We start from the raw sequence: 20,773 nt of genomic DNA, 5'->3' as shown, positions 1-20,773 counted from the left end.
AACCTATAAAAGAAAAAACACCTGCAAAAAACTTATTGCAGGTGCTTAATTAAATATTTTTGTCTAATTAAATCTGTATCGATTATTTAGGACTAGTCAAATATAATTTGTCTGAAAAATTGTATTTTTGCTCATAATGTAAATTTGCCCAATTCTGGAAACGGAGCATTTTATCGGTATCGTACTTGAAAAATCTAGTATCATACATATTTTTTATTTTTTTACTTCAAATTATTATCTTTGAACTATGAGCACACAAACAAGATCAAACCATATAGGGCGAAAAATAAGCCGTCTTCGTGAACTAAAAGACATGAAGCAAGAAGCGCTTGCGCAAGCTTTAGGAACCAGCCAACAAACGATTTCTGCAATTGAAAACAGCGAAACAGTTGATGAAGAAAAATTGATTGAAATTGCAAAAGTTTTGGGCTTGAGCGTGGAAGCAATTAAAAATTTCTCTGAAGAAGCGGTTTTCACATACTTTAATACTTTTTATGATAATAGCCAAGGAACTGTTGGAAATCATTATTGTACTTTTAATCCTTTAGACAAACTGGTTGAATCTTTCGAAGAAAATAAAAGTTTATATGAACGTTTATTAGAATCTGAAAGAGAAAAAATATCTTATTTAGAGAAATTATTGAATTCAAAATAAGATTTAAATCATAAAAAAACCGTTAAGTATAATTCTTAACGGTTTTTTTATTTTATATATTTCTTTGTTCCGTAGGAACATTTCGTCGGTAGAAAAATTATATTTTATTATGGTTTACGTTCCATAGGAACGTTTGATTTTCTATAATTTTTAATAATCCAGCGGTTCAAACGTTCCTACGGAACGTAAATCTTATTGAACTCTATTTTTTTTCTACCAATGAAACATTCCTAACGGAATGATAGCTGGATATCAAAAAGCAACAATTTTTGTTTTTATATATTTCTTGTTCCGTAGGAACATTTCGTCGGTAGAAAAATTATATTTTATTATGGTTTACGTTCCATAGGAACGTTTGATTTTTCTATAATTTTTAATAATCCAACGCTTCAACGTTCCTACGGAACGTAAATCTTACTGAACTCTATTTTTTTTTACCGATGAAACATTCCTAACGGAATGATAGCTGGATATCAAAAAGCAACAATTTTTGTTTTTATATATTTCTTGTTCCGTAGGAACATCTCGTTGGTAGAAAAATTAATATTGTTATCATAGTTTACGTTCTGTAGGAACGTTTGATTTTGACATTGTTTTTTTATAATCTAACATTTCAAATGTTCCTACGGAACATAAATGCTACTCATTTCATGTTTTTTCTACCAATGAGACATTCCTAACGGAATGATAACTGGACGGAATAATAAATGCTTTTCATTAAAAACAAATAAAATAATTTATACAAAAAGAGCTGTTTCGACTTTTGAAACAGCTCTTTTTTCTTTCAATCTTCCAAAAAATTACAATCTTCTTTTATCTTCTTCTGTATAATCATCGTCTTCCTGAACATCGTCTTCAATATATTCGCTGTCTTCTTCTTCCTCATCGTCGTCAATGTCCTCTAAATCCTCTTCGGTTTCATTAAAGTTGTTTTCAAAAGTATCAGCAGGATTATCAAATTCATCGTTTTCGACCTTATCAAGTTCTTGTTCATCTAAGTCTTCTTCGATATACTCATCCTCATCTTCCTCATCAAAATCATCTTCATCTTCTAAAACAACCTCATAAATATCGTCGTTGTTGTCTTCAAGATCTCTGTCTTTATGGAAATCATCATCTAAATCATCCAAATCGTCGTCGTAAACGCCCGATCTCTCATCAGGATTAGGTTTGTTAGGGTTATGGCCATTTCGAACCGTATAACCACGTTCTGCGTCTTCTGAGCGGCTGTTTTGAGTTTCTTTCGTATTTAAATCATAAAGTTCCTCATTCATAACCGTATTTCTATCTGAATCTGGACTTCCCGGATCTTTAGGAAAAGTACCATTTCTATTATCTGTAGTGTTCATGATGTTAATTTTAAATAGTTATATATACAAATCTAATTCTCAATCATAAAGATTTTCTTATAGAATTACTAAATCTAATTGCATAATTAACAGATGTTTAGAATGAAATTTAATTAAAGAATCATATAACCTTACTGGTAATCAAGAAAGTAATTTTATCAAACTATTAATCATAAAAATTATTACCATGAAAACTACGGATGATAAGAAAAGTACTGGAACAAAAGAAACAGTAAAAAGAGGAGTAACAAAACCAAAATCGAATGCTGCGGCAGGATTGTCAGAATTATTTGAAGATAGTTTAAAAGATATTTACTGGGCAGAAAAAGCATTAACTAAAGCATTGCCAACAATGGCTAAAAATGCTACTTCTGCAGAATTAATCGACGCTATTAATAACCATTTAACCGAAACAGAAGAACACGTAACGCGCTTAGAAAAAGTTTTTGAACTAATTGGTAAAAAAGCTACTGCTAAAAAATGCGATGCAATGGAAGGTTTAATCGAAGAAGGAAAAGGAATTCTTGAAGAAACAGAAATTGGTGTGGTTCGCGATGCCGGAATTATTGCTGCCAGTCAAAAAATCGAACATTATGAAATTGCGACTTACGGAACTTTAAGACAGTTTGCCGAAACGCTTGGTTATGAAGAAGCCGCAGCTTTATTAGAGCAAACACTTGATGAAGAAAAAGGAGCTGATAAACTACTTACAGAAGTTGCTGTAAATGCTGTAAATCTTGAAGCTGCAGAAGCAGAATAAGGTTTAAAATAGTATATAAAAAGTGCAGTTTCTAAAAAACTGCACTTTTTTTTCATTAAAAAATTAAAACTAAAGTTATGCCCGAAGGTCCGTCAATATTGATTCTAAAAGAAGAAGTACACCAATTTGCAGGAAAAAAAGTAATTGAAGTTTCTGGAAACGCCAGTATCGATCTGGAGCGTTTAAGGGATAAAACGCTATTATCTTTTAAAACCTGGGGAAAACATTTCCTGATTTGTTTTGAAGATTTTACTGTTAAAATCCATTTAATGATGTTTGGAACCTACAGAATCAACGAAAAAAAGGATAGTGCACCAAGGTTGCATTTAGGGTTTTCGAGCGGAGAAATCAACTTTTATACCTGTTCAGTAAAGATTTTAGAAGGGCAGATAAATCAATATTACGATTGGAGCGCAGATGTTTTAAATGAAAATTGGGATCCAAAAAAAGCAAAACGAAGTCTGGATAAAATCCCAAATGAAATGATTTGCGATGCTGTTTTAGATCAAAATATATTTTCGGGGGTGGGGAATATTATCAAAAATGAAGTTTTGTACCGATGTTTTATTCATCCTGAATCTTTGGTTGGAAAAATTCCGCCGGAAAAATTAGATGAACTTATAGCCGAATGTTCGATTTATAGTTTTGAATTTTTGTATTGGAAAAAGAAATTTGAACTCAAAAAACATTGGCTTGCTTATTCACAAAAAGAATGCAAAAGATGCAATTTGCCCATCATAAAAGAACCGACAGGGAAGAAAAACCGTCGAAGTTTTTATTGCAATAACTGCCAACAGCTTCACAAATGAAAAACGAAATTTTAATAGGATGTTCAAGTTACAATAATCGCTATTGGAAGGGAATTTTCTACCCTGACAATCTGACATACTCGAAATGGTTTGAGTTTTATTCCCAGTACTTTAGCACGTATGAGTTCAACGGAAGCTTTTATAAGTTTCCAACGCTTAGAATCCTCACGAACTGGTACAATAAAGCACCGGAAAATTTTCTTTTTTCGGTAAAAGCGCCCAAAGAAATTACTCATATCAAACAATTTTCAGATTGTGAAAACCTGATTTCAGAATTTTATAATGTCTGCGAAAATGGTTTAAAAGAAAAGCTGGCTTGTGTGCTTTTTCAGTTTCCGCCGAGTTATTATTTTACTTCAGAAAGATTAAAACAAATTATCAGTAATTTGGATTTAAAATTTAAAAACGTAATTGAATTTCGCCATAAAACCTGGTGGAATCAAGAGGTTTGGGATGCTTTTATGGAAAATAATATCACATTTTGCAGTGTAAGTCACCCGCAATTACCACAGACTATTTTTAAAGATTTTCCGCTGGTTTACATTCGGTTACACGGAGTTCCTAATATGTTTTACTCCAGTTATTCAGTTGAAGAATTACTTCAGATAAAAAACACAACTAATTTAAAATCAGGATTTATATATTTTAATAATACAGCAAGCGAAGCAGGGATTTTGAATGCTTTAGAGATGAAGAGGATTATGATTTAAAAGCTGTTTTTTATAGACTCAGATTTGTCATTTCGACTGAAAGGAGAAATCGCACTAGTATGTCGACAAAGATTGGCGACTTTCTATGCGGATTTTCGAGTGCGATTTCTCCTTTCGTCGAAATAACAAACTGAATGTTAAAATAAGTATATTCGCGTTAAAAAAAATGAATACCCAAATTGGCTTTCACAGCTATTATGTTTATATAATTACAAATCAAAACCGCTCTACATTTTACATTGGGGTAACCAACAATCTAAAAGCAAGACTTGTTAAACACAAAGAAAATATAGAATTAAAAGTGAATTCCTTTGCCGCGAAATACTATATCGAGCATTTGGTTTATTATGAAAAATTTACTTGGATTCAAGAAGCAATCGTAAGAGAGAAGGAATTAAAGAAATGGAGGAGAGAGAAAAAACTTGAATTGATTAAAGAGTTTAATCCGAATTTTGAATTCCTTAATTATCATTTTGAATAAGTTTGTCATTTCGACTGAAAGGAGAAATCGCACCCGAAAATCCGCATAGAAAGTCGCCAATCTTTGCCGATACACGAGTGCGATTTCTCCTTTCAGTCGAAATGACAAAACTATGTCTTAATCTTTGTCGATGTACTAGTGCGATTTCTCCTTCGTCGAAATGACATAAAATGAGAATATTTCTTTTACAACTTCAAATTCCCTTCAATACCGTCATCCATAACTTTCCCGGTAACAAAAGCAGCGGTCATTTTTGCAATAGCTACAATCTTACCGTTTTTGTTGTTCCAGTAATAACCATCTTCCGGCGTTACGGTAATCACGCTTAAATTGGGATCATCTTCACCGCCCGGCATCCATACTTTTATAATTGGGTCGTATAATTCTTTGATTGTTTTCCTGTCGTACGAAATAGTTGCCGTTCCATGTATCGTCAGGAATTTATCGTGCGGTTCAGAGAAGAATAACTCAACTTGCGGATTCATCGTAATCTCTGCATTATGAGTACTGTTTCGGTCAGATAAAAACCAAAGACGTCCCAAATCATCTACTTTTTGAACAGACATTGGTCGTGACTGCAGTCTGTAGCTGTCGTAAGTGCAAAACATGCACGTTTTTATGTTTTCTGCTAATTCTTTGATTTTATCAGCAGCTAAATTTTCTGTAAGGTCTTTATGATCTCCCATGGCTCTATAATTTTTATATTTAATATTTTGATTCAAAGCGTTAAAACGCTGTATAACAAAATTGAGATTTTTGCCATGAAATGGCTTACAGAATTATATTTTTAAATTATTATATTTCAATTAACTGATTTTGTGAGAATTTCTAAACAAATTGTTTTATTTCGCTAATTTTAACTATCTTTGGACAAACAGATTTACCCAAAATTACATATGAAAGAATGGACAATATTCTACACTGATGATGATGAAGACGATTTAAGCATATTTACAGACGCTGTAGAGTCATTATCACAAGATATTAACCTCCAGACTTACTCAGGTGGAGAAAAGCTCTTAAATGCCGTTTATAATCCGCCGCCAACTCCCACTGTCATTTTCTTAGATTTGAATATGCCGGGAAAGAACGGTTTTGATGTATTAAACGAGCTGAAAGGTTCTAAAGAAAAAAGTGATATTCCGGTGATTATCTTTTCAACATCAAATGAACCTGGTATTATTGAAAAATGTCTTAATCTGGGCGCAAATTATTTTATTACAAAACCGGTTTTAATGAAAGATATCATAAAATCGATAGAACATTCGCTTACCATAAACTGGAAAGAATTTGTTCCGGACAAAAAGACTTTTGTGTACAAATTGTAGTTAAACTTAAAACATAAAAAAAACGCCAAACTTATAACTAAATGAGTTTGGCGTTTTTTTATAGCTCTGGCAGGAAAATTTTAAAAGTTGCACCTTGACCTTTTTCGCTTTTTGCTTTTATAATTCCTTTATGGTTTTCGACAATTTTTTTTACAATTGCCAGACCAATTCCGGTTCCGGAGAATTCGCTTTCAGTATTTAATCGCTGGAAAACTTCAAAAATTCGTTCATTGTATTCATTATCAAAGCCAATTCCGTTATCTTTTATTCGCAGGCAGAAATATGTTTTTTCAGGATAATTAACTTTAAAATTTAGTTCACTTCCAGGAACTCTGCGCGCTTTAATTTCAATATGCGGCGGAATATCTTTTCGGGAAAATTTAAGTGCGTTTCCAATTAAATTATGCAGCAGCTGTCGAAATTGAAAAGGCATCACAGTTCCGTCTCCCAAAGGCTGTAGATCAATAACAGCATTTTTTTCTTCAATACGTTCCGAAAAATCCATTAAAACCTCTTCAACGATTTCATCTAAATTAGTTTTTACAAAAATCCTTTCGGCAGAATTGGTTCTGGAATAGGTGAGAAGGTCCTGAATTAATGTCTGCATTCTTTTAGCAGAAACTTCAATTCGCTCTAAATATGTTTTGGCTTTCGCCGAAATATTCTGATCATCCAACTCTGCTAAACGACTCGCAAAAGTCTGGATTTTCCGAAGCGGTTCCTGTAAGTCATGACTTGAAATATAAGCAAAAGACTGGAGTTCGATATTCATATTAATCAGATCCCGGTTTTTAAGTTCCAGCTCTTCAGTTCGATCGTGAACCTGCTTTTCAAGCTGATTTGTAAAATCCTTCTGGTCCTGAATATCAGAACTGGTACCAACCCACATTTGAATCTTTCCTTCAGGATCTCTCTGCGGAATGGCGCGGCTAAACTGCCAGCGGTATATACCATCATGACGGCGAAAACGATGTTCAAACAAAAATTCTTCTCCCGTTTTTATAGACTGCATCCAGATGTTGATATTTTCTTCACGATCATCAGGATGTATCACCTGCAGCCATCCGTTTTGATCGACATCGGCTTTTGTGATCCCGCAAAAATCATAAAGCGACTGATTGAAATAATCCAGATTTCCCATTGTGTCACTTGTCCAGACAAACTGCGGCATAGAATCTGCAAGAACACGGAATTTTTTTTCACTTTTCATTAAAATTTCCTGTCTGTTCTTTTCCTCCGTAATGTCCATTACGGTGCCCAGCATTTTGGTAGGATTTTTTAATTCGTCAAAAAAGATCTTTCCGTGAACACGAATCCAGGCAATACTGTCATCTGGTTTTAAAACGCGTGCTTCGTATTTATAAATATTGGTTTGCAAAGCAATTTCGTAAGCTTTTTGAATGTTGTCAAAATCTTCCGGAAGAATTCGGGATAGTACCTGCGGGCGTGATATCTTTAAGTTTTTTGGAAGACCAAACAACTCTGGCAGATTATCAGAATAAATCAATTCCTGCGTTGGAATATTTAAATCCCAGGTTACGATTTCGGCAATTTCAGATGCTAGACGTGCTCTTTCTTCGGCATCTTCGACCTTTTTTCTGGCTTCTACTTTTTCTGTAACATCGTTTACGGTAACCATAATCGATGATATCTCTCCATTTTTTTCATACAAAGGAGTATATTGATAATCCAGATAAAACTTCTCTAATTTGCCTTTAATATCAATATATGCAATAGATTCGTTTTCACGAATCGTTTTTCCATCGTATAGTACTTCGTCAAGTAATTGAGGATATTTTTGATCTAAGAGCTCAGGAAACACCTCTAATAAAGGTTTACCAATAGTTTCACTTGGGTCTTTCTGCCAAATATCATTATGCAGGGTTGTATTGGCCATCTCAATAATATGGTCTTTTCCCTTAAAAATAGTCATTGCAATAGGCGACTGCATTACAAGGTTCCTAAACGCTTTTTCACTTTCAGCCAGATAATAACGTGCTTTTATTGATTCTGTAACTTCATAACCTACAACAATAACGCCTGTTATAGCATTGTTTTCTTCTCTTAAAGGATGAAAAACCAAATTGAAATAACAATCTTCCTGTTTTCCGTATCGGTTTAAAGTAACCAGTAATTCATTTGAAAAATAGGGGATTCCGGTCTCATAAACTTGCATAAGCAAAGGCTGAACGGTTTCTTTAGCTTCCGGCAGATATTCAAATGCCGATTTATTAAGTGTTTGTTCTTCGGTTTTATCTACAATTTGCAAGTATGTTTCATTAGCCATTTCGACCAGCAAATCCTTGCCTTTCAGAATGGCGATTCCAAGCGGAACTTGTTTTACAATATTCTTAAATCGTTTTTCGCTTTCTTCAATTGTATTGCGTGCTGTAACCTGAAGCGTAACATCGTTTGCAATGGCAACAATTCCAGAGATCGATCCGTCGGGTTCTTTTAAAGCTTCGTAAACAACATTTACAAAAGTATCTACAATTTTGCCATTTCGGGTTAGTTTTACCGGAAGTTCATTAGCTGTAAATCTTTCACCGGTATTATAAACATTCAAAAGAATATCTTCTAAACCCTGTCCCGCAGCTTCAGGAATTGATTCAAAAATAGGCTTGTTGAGAACTTCATCTTCTTTACGTTCCCAAAATTCCAGCATAGGTTCATTTGCAATTTCAACAACATAATCTTTTCCTCTAAAAATACACATTGCATTTGGTGCCTGAAGAATATTGTTTCTGTAGCGTTTATTGCTTTCTTCTAAATTTTTGTGAATGTTTACCTTATCTGTAGTTTCATTGCAGATCACCAAAACACCGTCAATTTTACCATCATCATTTGTAACCGGACTGTAGCTGAAAGTCCAGTAAACATCTTCCATTTTTCCGTTTCGGTAAATAGGCAGTAATAAATCTTCATGCCATGTTGCTTCGCCTTCTGTTAAAACCTGATCAATCAGCGGACCAATAAAATCCCAGATTTCCGGCCAGTATTCAGCACCTTTTTGACCTAATATAGCGGGATGCTTTCCATCGTTTCCAAGACTTGGACGATAGGCATCATTATAAAAACAAATATGTTCTGGTCCCCAAAACAAAAACATGGGGAATTTTGAGTTCAGCAGAATTCCTAAAGTAGTACGAAGACTCTGCGGCCATGTGTCGACAGCACCAACAGGAGTTTTGCTCCAGTCTTTGGCACGGGTTAATGCACCCATTTCGCCTCCTTTTGCCATGAAATCTTGGTTTGTATTGTTCATTAAAAATTTGTTTTTGTTTTGATTCAAACAATAAATTTTGTGTAATTAATATAGTGTTTTCTAAAGTTTTTCAGATTAAAACCTAAAATTATAAAAATAAATTTTGATTTGTTTTCCGTTTTTTGAATGAGCTAACATTAAAATTAATAGAGTTAATTTTCATTGATTTTAATGATGAAATTTGAATTAACAAAGATTATCAACTAATCTTAAATTACAAAATCATGAAAAAAGAACAAAAACACGAAACCGACTATATAAAGAAATATCAGGATGAAGGCTATACAAAGAATTATTTATTCGACAATGGCTGTTTAATTGATTCAGAAACTAAATATGCTTACAAGCCAGATGAAATATATATTGTAGCGCATCATCGTTATGAAGGAATGAGCGATCCGGATGATATGTCAATTTTATATATTATTGAAACAAAAGATCAGGAAAAAGGAACTCATTTATTAGGATACGGCCCAACAGCAGATTTAGAAGAAGCCGAATTTTTTAAAGATATTCCGAAGAAAAATTATTCAAAAAATGCAGACATAAGTGAACTTACATAAAATAAAATAGATAAGTATTTTTATTTTGCTGAGGAGCAGTTGTTCCAGATTTATTCTGGAGCAGCTGTTTTTTCTTTTTATGAGCTTCGCTAAAGGTTCAAAGGGACAGAGGTTCAAAGGTTCAGAGGTTTTGTAGAGACGCACTGCAGTGCGTCTTTCTAAAGTATTGAGAGGGAAACCTTTGTTTCTCTGTCCCTTTGAACCTTTGTTGCTGTGCAGCTAAAAATTATGAAATTTCTGATTGAAATTGTATAAGGATTTGATTTGCAAGAAGTACGAAATTTGGGTTATAGAAAATGAGTAAAAAACTAAAAGTTGTTTTTGTACGTAAATAAATACAAAATACTTTTCTTAAACCAAAGCAAATGAAAAAACTTTACATAAATACCGGAGGATTTGATGCTGTTTTTAACGACTTAAAAGATAGTTTTAATGGTCAGCTTACAGCGAATAACAATGAATATAATTTAGATATTAAATCAAAATGGACAAAAGGCTCTATTAAAGGAAATAGATTTGATGATAAAGTCCTGTTTATGCATTTTGATCTTGAATTTAATGAAGAAGTTAGTTTGAGTATCGAATCTTTTAAAAGCGCACCTGTGTTTTTTGTTTACTGCGAAAACGGAAACGTAAGCCATAGTTTTGGCGCAAATGGAGAAAAGAAAGTTTTAAGCAAAAAGCAATCGGCTGTTTTAAGCAATTCTTCGGTTATCAATAGTGTATTGTATTTTGAAAGCCATAAACATATTCAGTTTACATTACTTGGAATGCCAACAATTGAAAACAAAAATGTAGAATTGACCAATCAGGTTAAACAGCATTTTACAAACGATTCTGGAAATTATATTTACATAGGAAAAGAAAATTCAAGAATCTCAAAAAGAATAAAAGAATACGAAACAGTGCCGCAAAAAGGACTTGTGGGAACGCTGCTTAAAAAAAGTATTCTAAAAAATATTGTTGAAATAGAGGTAGAGCAGCACAGTTTTAATTACCTGAGCACATTTGATCCTGTTGTTAATCTGGCAATGAAACCGATTAATGAAATCAAACGAATTTCAACCATGAATTTTTCTGAAATGCTGGCTGCAGCAAGACATCTTAGAGCAAAATATCATTTTTCATTTAAACCATACAATCAAAAATTAGCTAGCTAACAAGCATTATATATTAACTACTATTACGAAAAAAACAGCTTTTCCTAAAGAAGCTGTTTTTTTTATTTTTAGATTTTTTTGCCCACGGGTTTTACTTATTTGAGCGGGTTTGCGCAGGTTTTGTTTTTTCACGCAGGTTAAACTTGGATTTGTGTTGAGTTTGAATCTCGCAAAGTCGCAAAGTTTTTATTTTGCCACAGATTATAAAGATTAAAAAGGTTTTTCAAATTGCCTCCAGCTTTAGCTGGAGGTCTAAGAATATTTGAAAAGGGCTTTAGCCAAACTATTACGGTTTGGCTAAAGCCCTTTTATGCGTTAATTAATTTTTCCATCCAGCTAAAGCTGGACGCTATTAACTTAAAAAACTTTGCGACTCTGCGACTTTGCGAGATTCAAACTCAACACAAATCCAAATTTAAACCTGCGCAGACCGGTTTAATCCGCAAAACCCGTGGGCAAAAAAACTTAGCATCTCAAAAGCTACTCTTTCTCATAATAAATAATAAAATAAACCATGACGAGATTCAGGCATAAGGAAACACTGTTTGTGATTATTATGGGAAGATCCTTTTTTAGAATTCCGTAAATAATCCAAACTGCGATTCCGAAAGTAAGAATGCTGAAGGTTTTAAGGGAAATATCTTTTACTTTCTTGGTTTTCCAAACCTTTAAAATCTGCGGAATTGTAGAGAGTGTAATGCAGGCTCCGGCAAATAATCCTATGATGTCTATGTAGTTCATTTTTTAAGGTTCTAAGGGGGGTGAGAGGCTAAGATTCTAAGTTTTTGCCCACGGGTTTTGCGGATTAAACGGGTTTACACAGATTTGTTTTTTTGTTATACTGCGAAGTAATGATGAAGAGCCTTACTTTGCGGACTTTCACGTGCGATTTCTCGTCCCTCGAAATGACAAATAAGCAGCGTAAACCTGTTCAATCCGTAAAATCTGTGGGCAATCTTATCATCCACCAACTAATTCTCCGCCATTAATATGAATAAACTGTCCGGTGATATAACTGCTGTCTTCGCAGGCTAAAAATACATACGCAGGTCCTACTTCAGAGGGCTGTCCGGCTCTTTCCATTGGATTGTCTTTTCCGAAATCTGAAAGTTTGTCGAAACTTGCCACGATCAAAGGCGTCCATATTGGCCCTGGCGCAACGCCGTTTACCCTGATTTTTCTTTTGGCAAGCATGGTCGACAATGATCTTGTAAAACTTACAATAGCACCTTTTGTACTCGAATAGTCAACTAAATGTTCGCTGCCGCGATATGCAGTTACAGAACTTGTATTGATAATCGTATCGCCTTCTTTTAAATACGGAAGTGCCGCTTTTGTAATATAGAAATACGGATAAATATTAGTTTCAAATGTTTTATGCAATTGCGCAGCGGTAATTTTTTCCAGTTCGTTTTGCGGAAATTGAATAGCTGCATTATTCACTAAAACATTTATGGTTTTAAAAGTTGTAACGCATTTTTTAATAGCTTCTTTACAGAATTTCTCATCCTTCAAGTCACAGCTTATAAGCAGACATTGCTGACCTTCTTTTTCAACCATTGCTTTTGTTTCCTTCGCATCTTTATCTTCTTTTAAATAAACAATGGCAATATTGGCACCTTCACGTGCAAAATGTACGGCAGCGCTTCGGCCAATTCCGCTGTCACCGCCGGTTATAAAAGCAGTTTTACCAAGAAGTTTTCCGCTTCCCGTGTAGTTCTCTCTTATAATTTCCGGTTCGGGATTCATTTTATGTTCGTTTCCGGGAAGCTCTTGTTTTTGCTCCGGAAATGTTTTAGGCTTTTTCATAACATGTACTTTTAAAAACAAATTCTATTGATTAAAATTAGCAGATTGACCAATCAAAACAGGGCTCTAATAAAATTTTGATTACCTCTATAAATTAAAAAAGAAAGAAAAAAGCTATAATTGTTTTAATTTTTTTCAAATGGGTAAATTTTTAATAAGCTGACTTTCATAAATTCAATTTAATTAGGAATAAAAACATGGGAATTATGTAACGAATTAAATACCGATGTAAAACTGAATGCTTGTTTTTTTTCTAAATTTGAAAGTTTTGACTAACCATATTTAAAATAGGATCAGATATTTTAAATAAGAACCTTTTCAAACCAATGATTCAATATTTTTTAACTAGTAACGCTTTATTCCCCATAACAGCATGGTATTAATTGTTGATGATATCAAGGCAAATATTATTGCCTTAAAGAAAACATTAGAACTGCACAATATCGACGTAGATACTGCCGAATCTGGTGAAGAAGCCTTAAAGAAAATCTTAAAAACAAACTACTGTCTTATCATTATGGACGTACAGATGCCCGGACTTGACGGCTTCGAAGTAGTAAAAATTCTTTCTGGAAATAAACGAACCAAAGACATTCCCGTAATTTTTCTTTCGGCATTAAACATCGAAAAAAAATACATCTTTAAAGGATATGAAAGCGGCGCGGTAGAATACATTACAAAACCTGTTGATACGGATTTATTGATGCTGAAGGTAAAAACCTTCATCAAAATCTATGAACAGCAAAATGAACTAAAAGGTATAAAAGACCTTCTTTCTAAAGAAATCAAAATTAGAAAAGAAGCGCAGGATAATCTCGAAATCAAAATCGCGGAAAGAACCAAAGAACTGGTTTTGAAAAATGAAGAATTAGAGATGAAAAATCACGAATTACAGCAGTTTGCCTGGGTAGTATCGCACGATTTAAATGAACCTATAAGGAAAATCCAGATTTTTATTAAAATAATCAAGGAACTTTACTTAAAAGAAGATGAAAAAGGAATTGATTATGTCGACAGAACCATAAAATCTGCCGAAAGAATGCAGACCCTTATTACAGATCTTCTTGCCTATTCCAGATTATCAGCACAGGTTAAACCGGAAGTTACAGATCTTAATGTGGTTTTACAGGAAGTTCTTTCGGATTTTGATTATTTGATTGAAAGAAAAAATGCGATTGTAAAAGCTACAGAACTCCCCACAATAGACAGTATTCCGAGCCAGTTAAGGCAGGTATTTCAAAATTTAATTGGAAACGCCCTTAAATTCTCAGGCGGTGATGAACCTCCATTAATTGAAATTACGGCCGAATTAATTGCCGATAAATCGTTTGACAGTCCAACTGCGCCGGAAGGAAAGTATTGCAGAATTGTGGTAAAAGATAACGGAATTGGTTTTGATGAAATTTATCTGGACCGAATTTTCATTATTTTCCAGAGTTTAAACGACCGACAGACTTATGAAGGAACCGGAATTGGTCTGGCAATCGCAAAAAAAATTATAGAAAAACACAACGGATTAATAACGGCAAAAAGTGAAGTAGGCAAAGGCGCCAGCTTTATTATAGTTCTTCCCCTAAAATACGAATAAAATACACTTTAAAACCATGAATGGTAACTTTAAAAGAAATCTGCTAATCAGTTCATTAGTTTCATTATTAGTGTTAACAATTAGTTCTGTTGCTTCCTTTATAAGCATCAAAAGTTTGTTAAACAGTAATTTCTGGGTAAATCATACCCAGGATGTTATTTACAACTTAAACGAAGGTTCGGCCATTATTACAGAAGCCCAAACGAATATGCGTGGCTATTTATTAACTGGTGACGAACAGTTTGTAGACCGGTTTAATGAATCTGAATCCAAATCAAATACTTACTTTGAAAAGCTGGAAGAGCTTACAGCAGATAATCCTCCACAGCAAAAACTGTTAACCGACTTAGCATCTAAACGTTCCGGGTTCTTTAAATACCTGAATAATCAAATCGTAAAAAAGCGTTTAAACAAGGAAACTCTTGTCTTTGACTTAAATGAAGGCAGGATAATGATGAACGACATACGAGCGGTTATCAAAAAAATAGAAAACACAGAACAAAAGCTTCTGGAAGAACGAAATTCAAATTCTGAGCGTTATGGTAATTATAGTTTAATTTTAATTATAGTCGCCTTTTTCATCGCTTTCATTATTTCGATTGTCTTCCTGATCAGAATCCTAAAAGATTACAACGAACGTTCAGCATTACAAAAAGAACTGGAGAAAAAGGATATTGAAACAGCACAAAGAATTGAAGCAATCAGCAGCATTGCAACCAATATTTCAAAAGGAAACTACGATATTCGTGTAGACGATACAAAAGCAGATGCACTTGGAAGCGTAGGAGAATCGTTGAACACAATGGGAGTTTCCCTTAAAAACTCATTTGAACTTCTTTCTCAAAAAGAATGGCTTCAAACCGGAGTTGCAGAGTTGAATAATGCAATGCTGGGCGAAAAAACACTACAAAAGCTTTCTAAAGATATTATTGAGTTTTTATGCCAATATACCAATAGCAGCGCAGGAGTTTTGTATGTTATTGAAGAAAACGAATTAGTATCTTCTGGTGGATATAGCTATATACCGAGTAAAAGCCGCGAACGCATTCGAAAAGGCGAAGGTTTGATAGGTCAGGCTATTTCATCTGGAAAAATATTAGAATTAAAGACATTATCTGCAGATGATATTCAAATTAATTATGCTTTAGGACAAGTAAAACCTACGCATATTGTGGCGGTTCCGCTGCAGGATAACAAAATTGAAGGTGCGGTTGAATTAGCGAGTATTTACGGTTTTTCGGAGTTGCATTTAGAGTTTTTACGAACAGTTGCCAATAACATTGGAATTGCCTTAAAATCAACTCAAAACAGAAAAAGAGTATTAGAACTGCTGGAAGAAACAAAATCTCAGTCAGAAGAACTTCAGACACAGCACAGCGAACTGGAAGCGATTAATGCCGAATTAGAAGCACAGACTGAAAAACTGCAGGCTTCTGAAGAAGAATTGCGTGTACAGCAGGAAGAATTGGAACAAACCAACGAAGAACTTTCTGAAAGAAGTGTTTTATTGGAAGAAAAAAACAATGAAATTCAAAAGAAATCAGAAGCTTTAGAATTAACAACACGTTACAAATCAGAGTTTTTGGCTAATATGTCGCACGAATTAAGAACGCCTCTTAATTCAATTTTGCTTTTAAGCCGTTTATTATCAGAGAACAATAACAAAAGCATGAACAATGAAGAAATTGAGTTTGCTAAAGTTATTCAGAGTTCTGGAAACAGTTTATTAGGTTTAATTGATGAAATTCTGGATTTATCTAAAATCGAAGCGGGTAAAATGGAATTGGAATTTTTAGATATCTCAACTAAAGAAATCACAGACACACTTTGGAATCTCTTTAATCTTGTAGCTAAAGAAAAAGGAATTGAATTTGAAATTATTTCGAAAGAAGCGCCAATTGTCATTAAAACAGACAAAATGCGTTTAGAACAAATTCTAAAAAACCTGATTTCGAACGCTATTAAATTTACTGAAAAAGGAAAAGTAACACTCGAAATCAAGATAAATACAGACGATGAAAAAATTATCTGCTTTATTGTAAAAGATACCGGAATAGGAATTCCGTTAGAGAAACAGCCGCTTGTTTTTGAAGCCTTCCAACAAGCCGATGGTTCAACAAAACGTAAATACGGCGGAACTGGTTTAGGATTATCAATCAGCAGGGAATTGGCAAAATTGCTTAAAGGAGAAATTATCCTTCATAGTAGAGTTAATGAAGGAAGTACCTTTACATTATGTCTTCCGGTTTATGGTTCTGTTCCTTACAAAACAAATGTGGAGAAAATACCGCCAACAGCGTTTGTAGAACTGGAACCTGAAAACGAAGCAGGAACGCCTGCAAAAAAATATATCAGCTCAACTATTCCAGACGAAATAGACGACGACAGAAACGAAATAAGAGAAGGAGATAAAGTAATTTTAATTGTTGAAGATGATATTCATTTTGCAAAATCACTTTTAGCTTTTTCACGAAACAAAGGTTATAAAGGAATTGTGGCCGTAAGAGGCGATCATGCCTTAAACTTTACTTTATTGTATAAACCCGTAGGTGTTTTATTAGATATTGAACTTCCGGTAAAAAGCGGTTGGGAAGTTCTGGAAGAATTAAAAAATCATGCCGAAACCAAACATATTCCCGTTCATATTATGTCATCACATAAATTGAAACAGGAAAGTTTATTAAAAGGTGCAGTTGACTTTTTAGATAAACCGGTGGCATTTGATAAAATTCCGGATGTGTTTTTAAGAATTGAACACATTATTAATAAAGAAGCGCAAAAGGTTTTAATTATTGAAGATAACCCAAAACATGCCAAAGCCTTATCTTATTTCTTAGAAACGTATAATATCAATTCGGAGATAAAAAGCGAAGTTTCAGATGGAATTCAGGCTTTAAATAAAACAGAAGTTGATTGTGTAATTCTGGACATGGGAATTCCGGATAAACAAGCGTATCAAATTCTGGATGGCATTAAGAAAAATCCGGGCTTGGAGAAACTTCCGGTAATTGTGTTTACAGGAAAAAGTTTATCGCTAAAAGAAGAAGTAAAAATTAAGAAATATGCAGATTCTATTATTGTAAAAACCGCACATTCGTACCAAAGAATGTTAGATGAGGTTTCACTTTTTCTTCATTTAGTAGAAGATAAAAAGGAAGGAAAAGACAAAAAAGAAGGGCATAAAAAGCTAAATTTACTAAACAACATTCTGCACGATAAAAAAGTGCTGATTGTTGATGATGATGTTCGTAATATTTATTCGCTTACAAAAGCTTTAGAAGTATTTAAAATGACGATTATTACGGCTTTTGATGGAAATGATGCCATTAAAGTTCTAAGCGAAAATCCAGATACCGATGTCGTTTTATTAGATATGATGATGCCGCATATGGACGGTTACGAAGCAGCCGAGAAAATACGTGCCAATCCTAAGTTTTTAAATTTACCTGTAATTGCCGTAACCGCAAAAGCAATGACAGGCGACAGGGAAAAATGTATAAAAGCCGGAGCATCAGATTATATTACAAAACCAGTAGATGTTGACCAGTTATTATCGTTATTGCGAGTTTGGCTGTACGATAAAGTTTAATAGATAAAAGTTTATGCCACAGATTTCACAGATTAAAAGGATTCAAAAATTGAGATAATACTGTGATTAAAAAATCCCTTTAATCTGTGAAATCTGTGGCAAAAAAATAAAAAATATTTAGCCACAGATTATAAAATCTTTTTAATCCTTTTAATCTGTGGCAAAAAAAAATATAAAAGTTTATGAGTAAAAAACGACTTTTAATTGTAGATGACGATCCTAGAAACATTTTCGCATTAACACATACCTTACGTGTTAAATCATACGATTGTTTGTCTTGTGCAAGTGCCGAAGATGCAATAAAGTTATTGAAAACGGATGAAAATATCGACGCAGTTTTGCTGGATATGATGATGCCCGAAATGGATGGATATGAAGCCATTCCGTTAATAAAAGCCATTCCGTCAAGAAAATCTATTTTTGTTGTAGCGGTTACTGCGCAAGCTATGACAGGCGACAAAGAAAAATGTTTAGAGGCCGGAGCAGATGATTACATCTCAAAACCGGTAGATGTTGATAAGTTACTGCTTGTTTTAAGCAAAATTTGAATGGGGTAAATTATGATTGAAGATATCGAATTAGAAACACTTATCAACGAAGTTTACGAATACTACGGTTTTGATTTTGGAAGTTATTCAAGAGCATCCTTAAAAAGACGTGTATACCGGGTATATCAATTAGGCGGATTTGGTCATTTTCATGAATTTCTCTCAAAAGTTCGTTCTGATCCTGAGTATTACAAACAAATGATCGACGAGATCACGGTCAATGTTACAGAAATGTTTCGTGACCCAACATTTTATGGCATTTTAAGAAAAGAAATTTTACCATTATTAGGCACAAAACCTTTTATCAGGTTATGGCACGCCGGCTGTTCTACAGGCGAAGAAGTCTATTCTATGGCTATAATGCTTAAAGAAGCAGGTTTACTGCATAAATCTCTTATTTATGCTACAGACATCAATGCCACGGTTTTAGAAACAGCCAAAAAAGGAATTTTCCCGCTCAGAATGATGAAAGAGTATTCGCAAAACTATCGTGATGCAGGCGGGCAGGAAGACTTTTCGAGTTATTATACCGCTAATTACGGCATTGCAAAATTCAACGAAGAGCTGTCTCAAAAAATGGTATATTCACAGCACAATTTAGTATCAGACACTTCATTCAATGAATTTGATATTATATTATGCCGTAATGTTTTAATTTATTTTGATAGTGACCTTCAAAAAAGAGTCATTAATTTATTTGATGAAAGCTTAGCCGTTTTAGGTTTTCTGGCCTTAGGCACAAAAGAAACAATAAAATATTCTATTTCTCCCGGCAAATACAAACAGTTTGAAAAAGAGAAAATATGGAGGAAAATAAAATAATATCAAACTGCAGATTAGTAATAATAGGAGGATCGGCAGGAAGTTTAAATGCTTTAATGCAGATTTTACCTGAATTAACAGCACTGCGTAATTATGCGATCGTAATTGTTGTACATCGCAAAAGTACAGACGATCAGACTCTGGAAGAATTAATTACTTTAAAATCAAGCGTTCCCGTAAAACCAATCGAAGACAAAACAATTCTTATACCCGGATTTATATATATAGCTCCGTCTAATTATCATTTATTATTTGAAAAAGACGATACACTCGCATTAGATACCTCAGAAAAAATCAATTACAGCCGTCCAAGTATCGATGTTTCTTTTGAATCGGCAGCAGAAATCTTCGGAAGTTCTTTGGTTGGAATTCTATTTTCAGGATCCAATACCGATGGAACATTAGGATTACAAGCCATTCAGGAAAACGGTGGAAAAATTGTAGTGCAAAATCCATTATCGGCAGACATGCCCTTTATGCCCAATAATGCCATATTATTTACAACACCGGATTATGTTTTAAACAACGAAGAAATATTAGCATTACTCAACTCCATAAACAGTTAATTATTTTTTAGGCGCTTCATCTTCCGGAAGAATAACTTTGTTCAGTTCCGCTTCTTTTTCAGCACGTTTTTGCGCCGCTTTTCCTTTCCCAATAGGTATTCCGGCAGTAAAATACAAAGACCTGTTATATACATTATGTCCGTCACCTTTCATAACCGGAACCAAACCATAATAATATTGAATGGTGATATTTAAACCATTGCCCACATCCATGTGATATCCTGTACCAAAAGCGATTCCGGCATCAATAACCCTGATTTCATCCCGAATCTTTTTCTTGTAAACCACATCATTATCATTAATCTTATTTTTAAACTGATCAAAAGCCGAAGCCAAAAGCCCAAGCTGAGGTCCGGTTTTAAGATAAATTCTATTTTTAAACTGATATTTAATCAAAATAGGCACATTAAAATACCGAATTTCACGATCAACAGTTCCTCCCGCAAAAGTATTATCCAGATTTTCATCTTCTAAAGAATAAAGAGGAATCTGCCGTGCGCCCATAGGAGATTTTACAATCACACCCGTATTAATCATCCACGCCGGATTTTGCTTTGATTTTATATCAAAATAAAAACCAAGATTAAAACCGGGATTCAATCCAGAACTCTCCATATTAGAAATATCTGAAAGATTGATACCGCCTTCTAAACCAAACTCTAAAAAAGGAGAATTTAGTTTATCACCAAAAATCAGAGAAATCAAAACCTGAGATTCCGCCTGATTCATACAAAAAAAAGTGACGAGTAATAATAAACCTTTTTTCATAAA

At 33.9% G+C, this 20,773-nt stretch carries 19 protein-coding genes; 13 read left to right on the top strand and 6 right to left on the bottom strand.

The genetic code is table 11. The annotated features are described in order from the left end of the window. Positions 1–247 precede the first annotated feature (247 nt). Positions 248–655: a helix-turn-helix transcriptional regulator gene (locus FLAPXU55_RS12490; RefSeq protein ID WP_180857953.1), complete on the top strand. Its 408-nt coding sequence runs from the start codon at positions 248–250 to the stop codon at positions 653–655. A gap of 800 nt (positions 656–1,455) precedes the next feature. Here the strand turns inward: FLAPXU55_RS12490 and FLAPXU55_RS12485 are convergent. Continuing rightward, positions 1,456–2,004 carry a hypothetical protein gene (locus tag FLAPXU55_RS12485; RefSeq protein ID WP_180857951.1) on the bottom strand — a complete coding sequence of 183 codons (549 nt, stop codon included), beginning with the start codon at positions 2,002–2,004 and terminating at the stop codon, positions 1,456–1,458. Positions 2,005–2,191: 187 nt separating this feature from the next. Here FLAPXU55_RS12485 and FLAPXU55_RS12480 point away from each other — a divergent pair, with 187 nt between their 5' ends. The 4 genes from FLAPXU55_RS12480 to FLAPXU55_RS12465 all read left to right on the top strand — a co-directional run bounded on the left by FLAPXU55_RS12480 (position 2,192) and on the right by FLAPXU55_RS12465 (position 4,764). Continuing rightward, complete coding sequence (locus tag FLAPXU55_RS12480; protein ID WP_180857949.1) at positions 2,192–2,764, top strand: YciE/YciF ferroxidase family protein; 573 nt, start codon at positions 2,192–2,194, stop codon at positions 2,762–2,764. Between the two features lie 77 nt (positions 2,765–2,841). Further along, the gene (locus FLAPXU55_RS12475; protein WP_180857947.1) at positions 2,842–3,573 is read left to right on the top strand and encodes a DNA-formamidopyrimidine glycosylase family protein; all 732 of its coding nucleotides are present in this window, start codon (positions 2,842–2,844) and stop codon (positions 3,571–3,573) included. Beyond that, entirely contained in the window at positions 3,570–4,283 is a 714-nt protein-coding gene (locus FLAPXU55_RS12470; protein ID WP_180857945.1) for a DUF72 domain-containing protein, read from the top strand. Before FLAPXU55_RS12475 ends, FLAPXU55_RS12470 begins: the two co-directional genes overlap by 4 nt. Before the next feature lie 166 nt (positions 4,284–4,449). Then, positions 4,450–4,764, top strand: a complete 315-nt coding sequence (locus tag FLAPXU55_RS12465) for a GIY-YIG nuclease family protein (RefSeq protein WP_180857943.1) — start codon at positions 4,450–4,452, stop codon at positions 4,762–4,764. A 185-nt stretch (positions 4,765–4,949) separates the two neighbouring features. On the opposite strand, the gene FLAPXU55_RS12460 is transcribed toward FLAPXU55_RS12465, so the two are convergent. After that, positions 4,950–5,450, bottom strand: a complete 501-nt coding sequence (locus FLAPXU55_RS12460) for a pyridoxamine 5'-phosphate oxidase family protein (RefSeq protein WP_180857941.1) — start codon at positions 5,448–5,450, stop codon at positions 4,950–4,952. Between the two features lie 210 nt (positions 5,451–5,660). On the opposite strand from FLAPXU55_RS12460, the gene FLAPXU55_RS12455 reads away from it, so the two are divergent. Beyond that, positions 5,661–6,092 carry a response regulator gene (locus FLAPXU55_RS12455; RefSeq protein WP_082356426.1) on the top strand — a complete coding sequence of 144 codons (432 nt, stop codon included), beginning with the start codon at positions 5,661–5,663 and terminating at the stop codon, positions 6,090–6,092. A 58-nt stretch (positions 6,093–6,150) separates the two neighbouring features. Here the strand turns inward: FLAPXU55_RS12455 and FLAPXU55_RS12450 are convergent, their stop codons facing one another. Then, positions 6,151–9,357, bottom strand: coding sequence for a PAS domain-containing protein (locus FLAPXU55_RS12450; RefSeq protein ID WP_180857939.1), 3,207 nt, complete (start codon positions 9,355–9,357; stop codon positions 6,151–6,153). Between the two features lie 224 nt (positions 9,358–9,581). Here FLAPXU55_RS12450 and FLAPXU55_RS12445 point away from each other — a divergent pair, with 224 nt between their 5' ends. Beyond that, complete coding sequence (locus FLAPXU55_RS12445; RefSeq protein WP_053472243.1) at positions 9,582–9,920, top strand: hypothetical protein; 339 nt, start codon at positions 9,582–9,584, stop codon at positions 9,918–9,920. A gap of 365 nt (positions 9,921–10,285) precedes the next feature. Then, positions 10,286–11,080, top strand: coding sequence for a hypothetical protein (locus FLAPXU55_RS12440; RefSeq protein WP_180857931.1), 795 nt, complete (start codon positions 10,286–10,288; stop codon positions 11,078–11,080). Between the two features lie 480 nt (positions 11,081–11,560). Here FLAPXU55_RS12440 and FLAPXU55_RS12435 read toward each other — a convergent pair whose 3' ends face one another. Together FLAPXU55_RS12435 and FLAPXU55_RS12430 are read right to left on the bottom strand one after the other, a co-directional pair. Further along, positions 11,561–11,821, bottom strand: a complete 261-nt coding sequence (locus FLAPXU55_RS12435) for a SemiSWEET family sugar transporter (RefSeq protein ID WP_180857929.1) — start codon at positions 11,819–11,821, stop codon at positions 11,561–11,563. 219 nt (positions 11,822–12,040) lie between these two features. After that, positions 12,041–12,889, bottom strand: coding sequence for an SDR family oxidoreductase (locus FLAPXU55_RS12430; RefSeq protein WP_180857927.1), 849 nt, complete (start codon positions 12,887–12,889; stop codon positions 12,041–12,043). A 373-nt stretch (positions 12,890–13,262) separates the two neighbouring features. Between FLAPXU55_RS12430 and FLAPXU55_RS12425 the strand changes: the two genes are divergently transcribed. The 5 genes from FLAPXU55_RS12425 to FLAPXU55_RS12405 all read left to right on the top strand — a co-directional run bounded on the left by FLAPXU55_RS12425 (position 13,263) and on the right by FLAPXU55_RS12405 (position 20,002). Beyond that, entirely contained in the window at positions 13,263–14,477 is a 1,215-nt protein-coding gene (locus FLAPXU55_RS12425) for a hybrid sensor histidine kinase/response regulator (protein WP_180857925.1), read from the top strand. A gap of 16 nt (positions 14,478–14,493) precedes the next feature. After that, positions 14,494–18,066, top strand: a complete 3,573-nt coding sequence (locus FLAPXU55_RS12420) for a response regulator (protein WP_180857919.1) — start codon at positions 14,494–14,496, stop codon at positions 18,064–18,066. Between the two features lie 182 nt (positions 18,067–18,248). Beyond that, on the top strand, positions 18,249–18,614 hold the full coding sequence (locus tag FLAPXU55_RS12415) for a response regulator (RefSeq protein WP_180857918.1): 366 nt from the start codon (positions 18,249–18,251) through the stop codon (positions 18,612–18,614). A 12-nt stretch (positions 18,615–18,626) separates the two neighbouring features. Beyond that, positions 18,627–19,436: a CheR family methyltransferase gene (locus FLAPXU55_RS12410; RefSeq protein WP_053472250.1), complete on the top strand. Its 810-nt coding sequence runs from the start codon at positions 18,627–18,629 to the stop codon at positions 19,434–19,436. Continuing rightward, positions 19,418–20,002: a chemotaxis protein CheB gene (locus FLAPXU55_RS12405; RefSeq protein WP_180857917.1), complete on the top strand. Its 585-nt coding sequence runs from the start codon at positions 19,418–19,420 to the stop codon at positions 20,000–20,002. The genes FLAPXU55_RS12410 and FLAPXU55_RS12405 overlap by 19 nt, the downstream gene beginning before the upstream one ends. Here the strand turns inward: FLAPXU55_RS12405 and FLAPXU55_RS12400 are convergent, their stop codons facing one another. Further along, positions 20,003–20,770: a porin family protein gene (locus FLAPXU55_RS12400; RefSeq protein WP_180857916.1), complete on the bottom strand. Its 768-nt coding sequence runs from the start codon at positions 20,768–20,770 to the stop codon at positions 20,003–20,005. Positions 20,771–20,773: the final 3 nt, after the last annotated feature.

It is taken from the genome of Flavobacterium panici (genome assembly GCF_903819335.1).
Taxonomy (GTDB): Bacteria; Bacteroidota; Bacteroidia; order Flavobacteriales; family Flavobacteriaceae; genus Flavobacterium; species Flavobacterium panici.
Note: the sequence above shows the minus strand (reverse complement) of the source record. Positions and strands in the feature narration are given on the sequence as shown.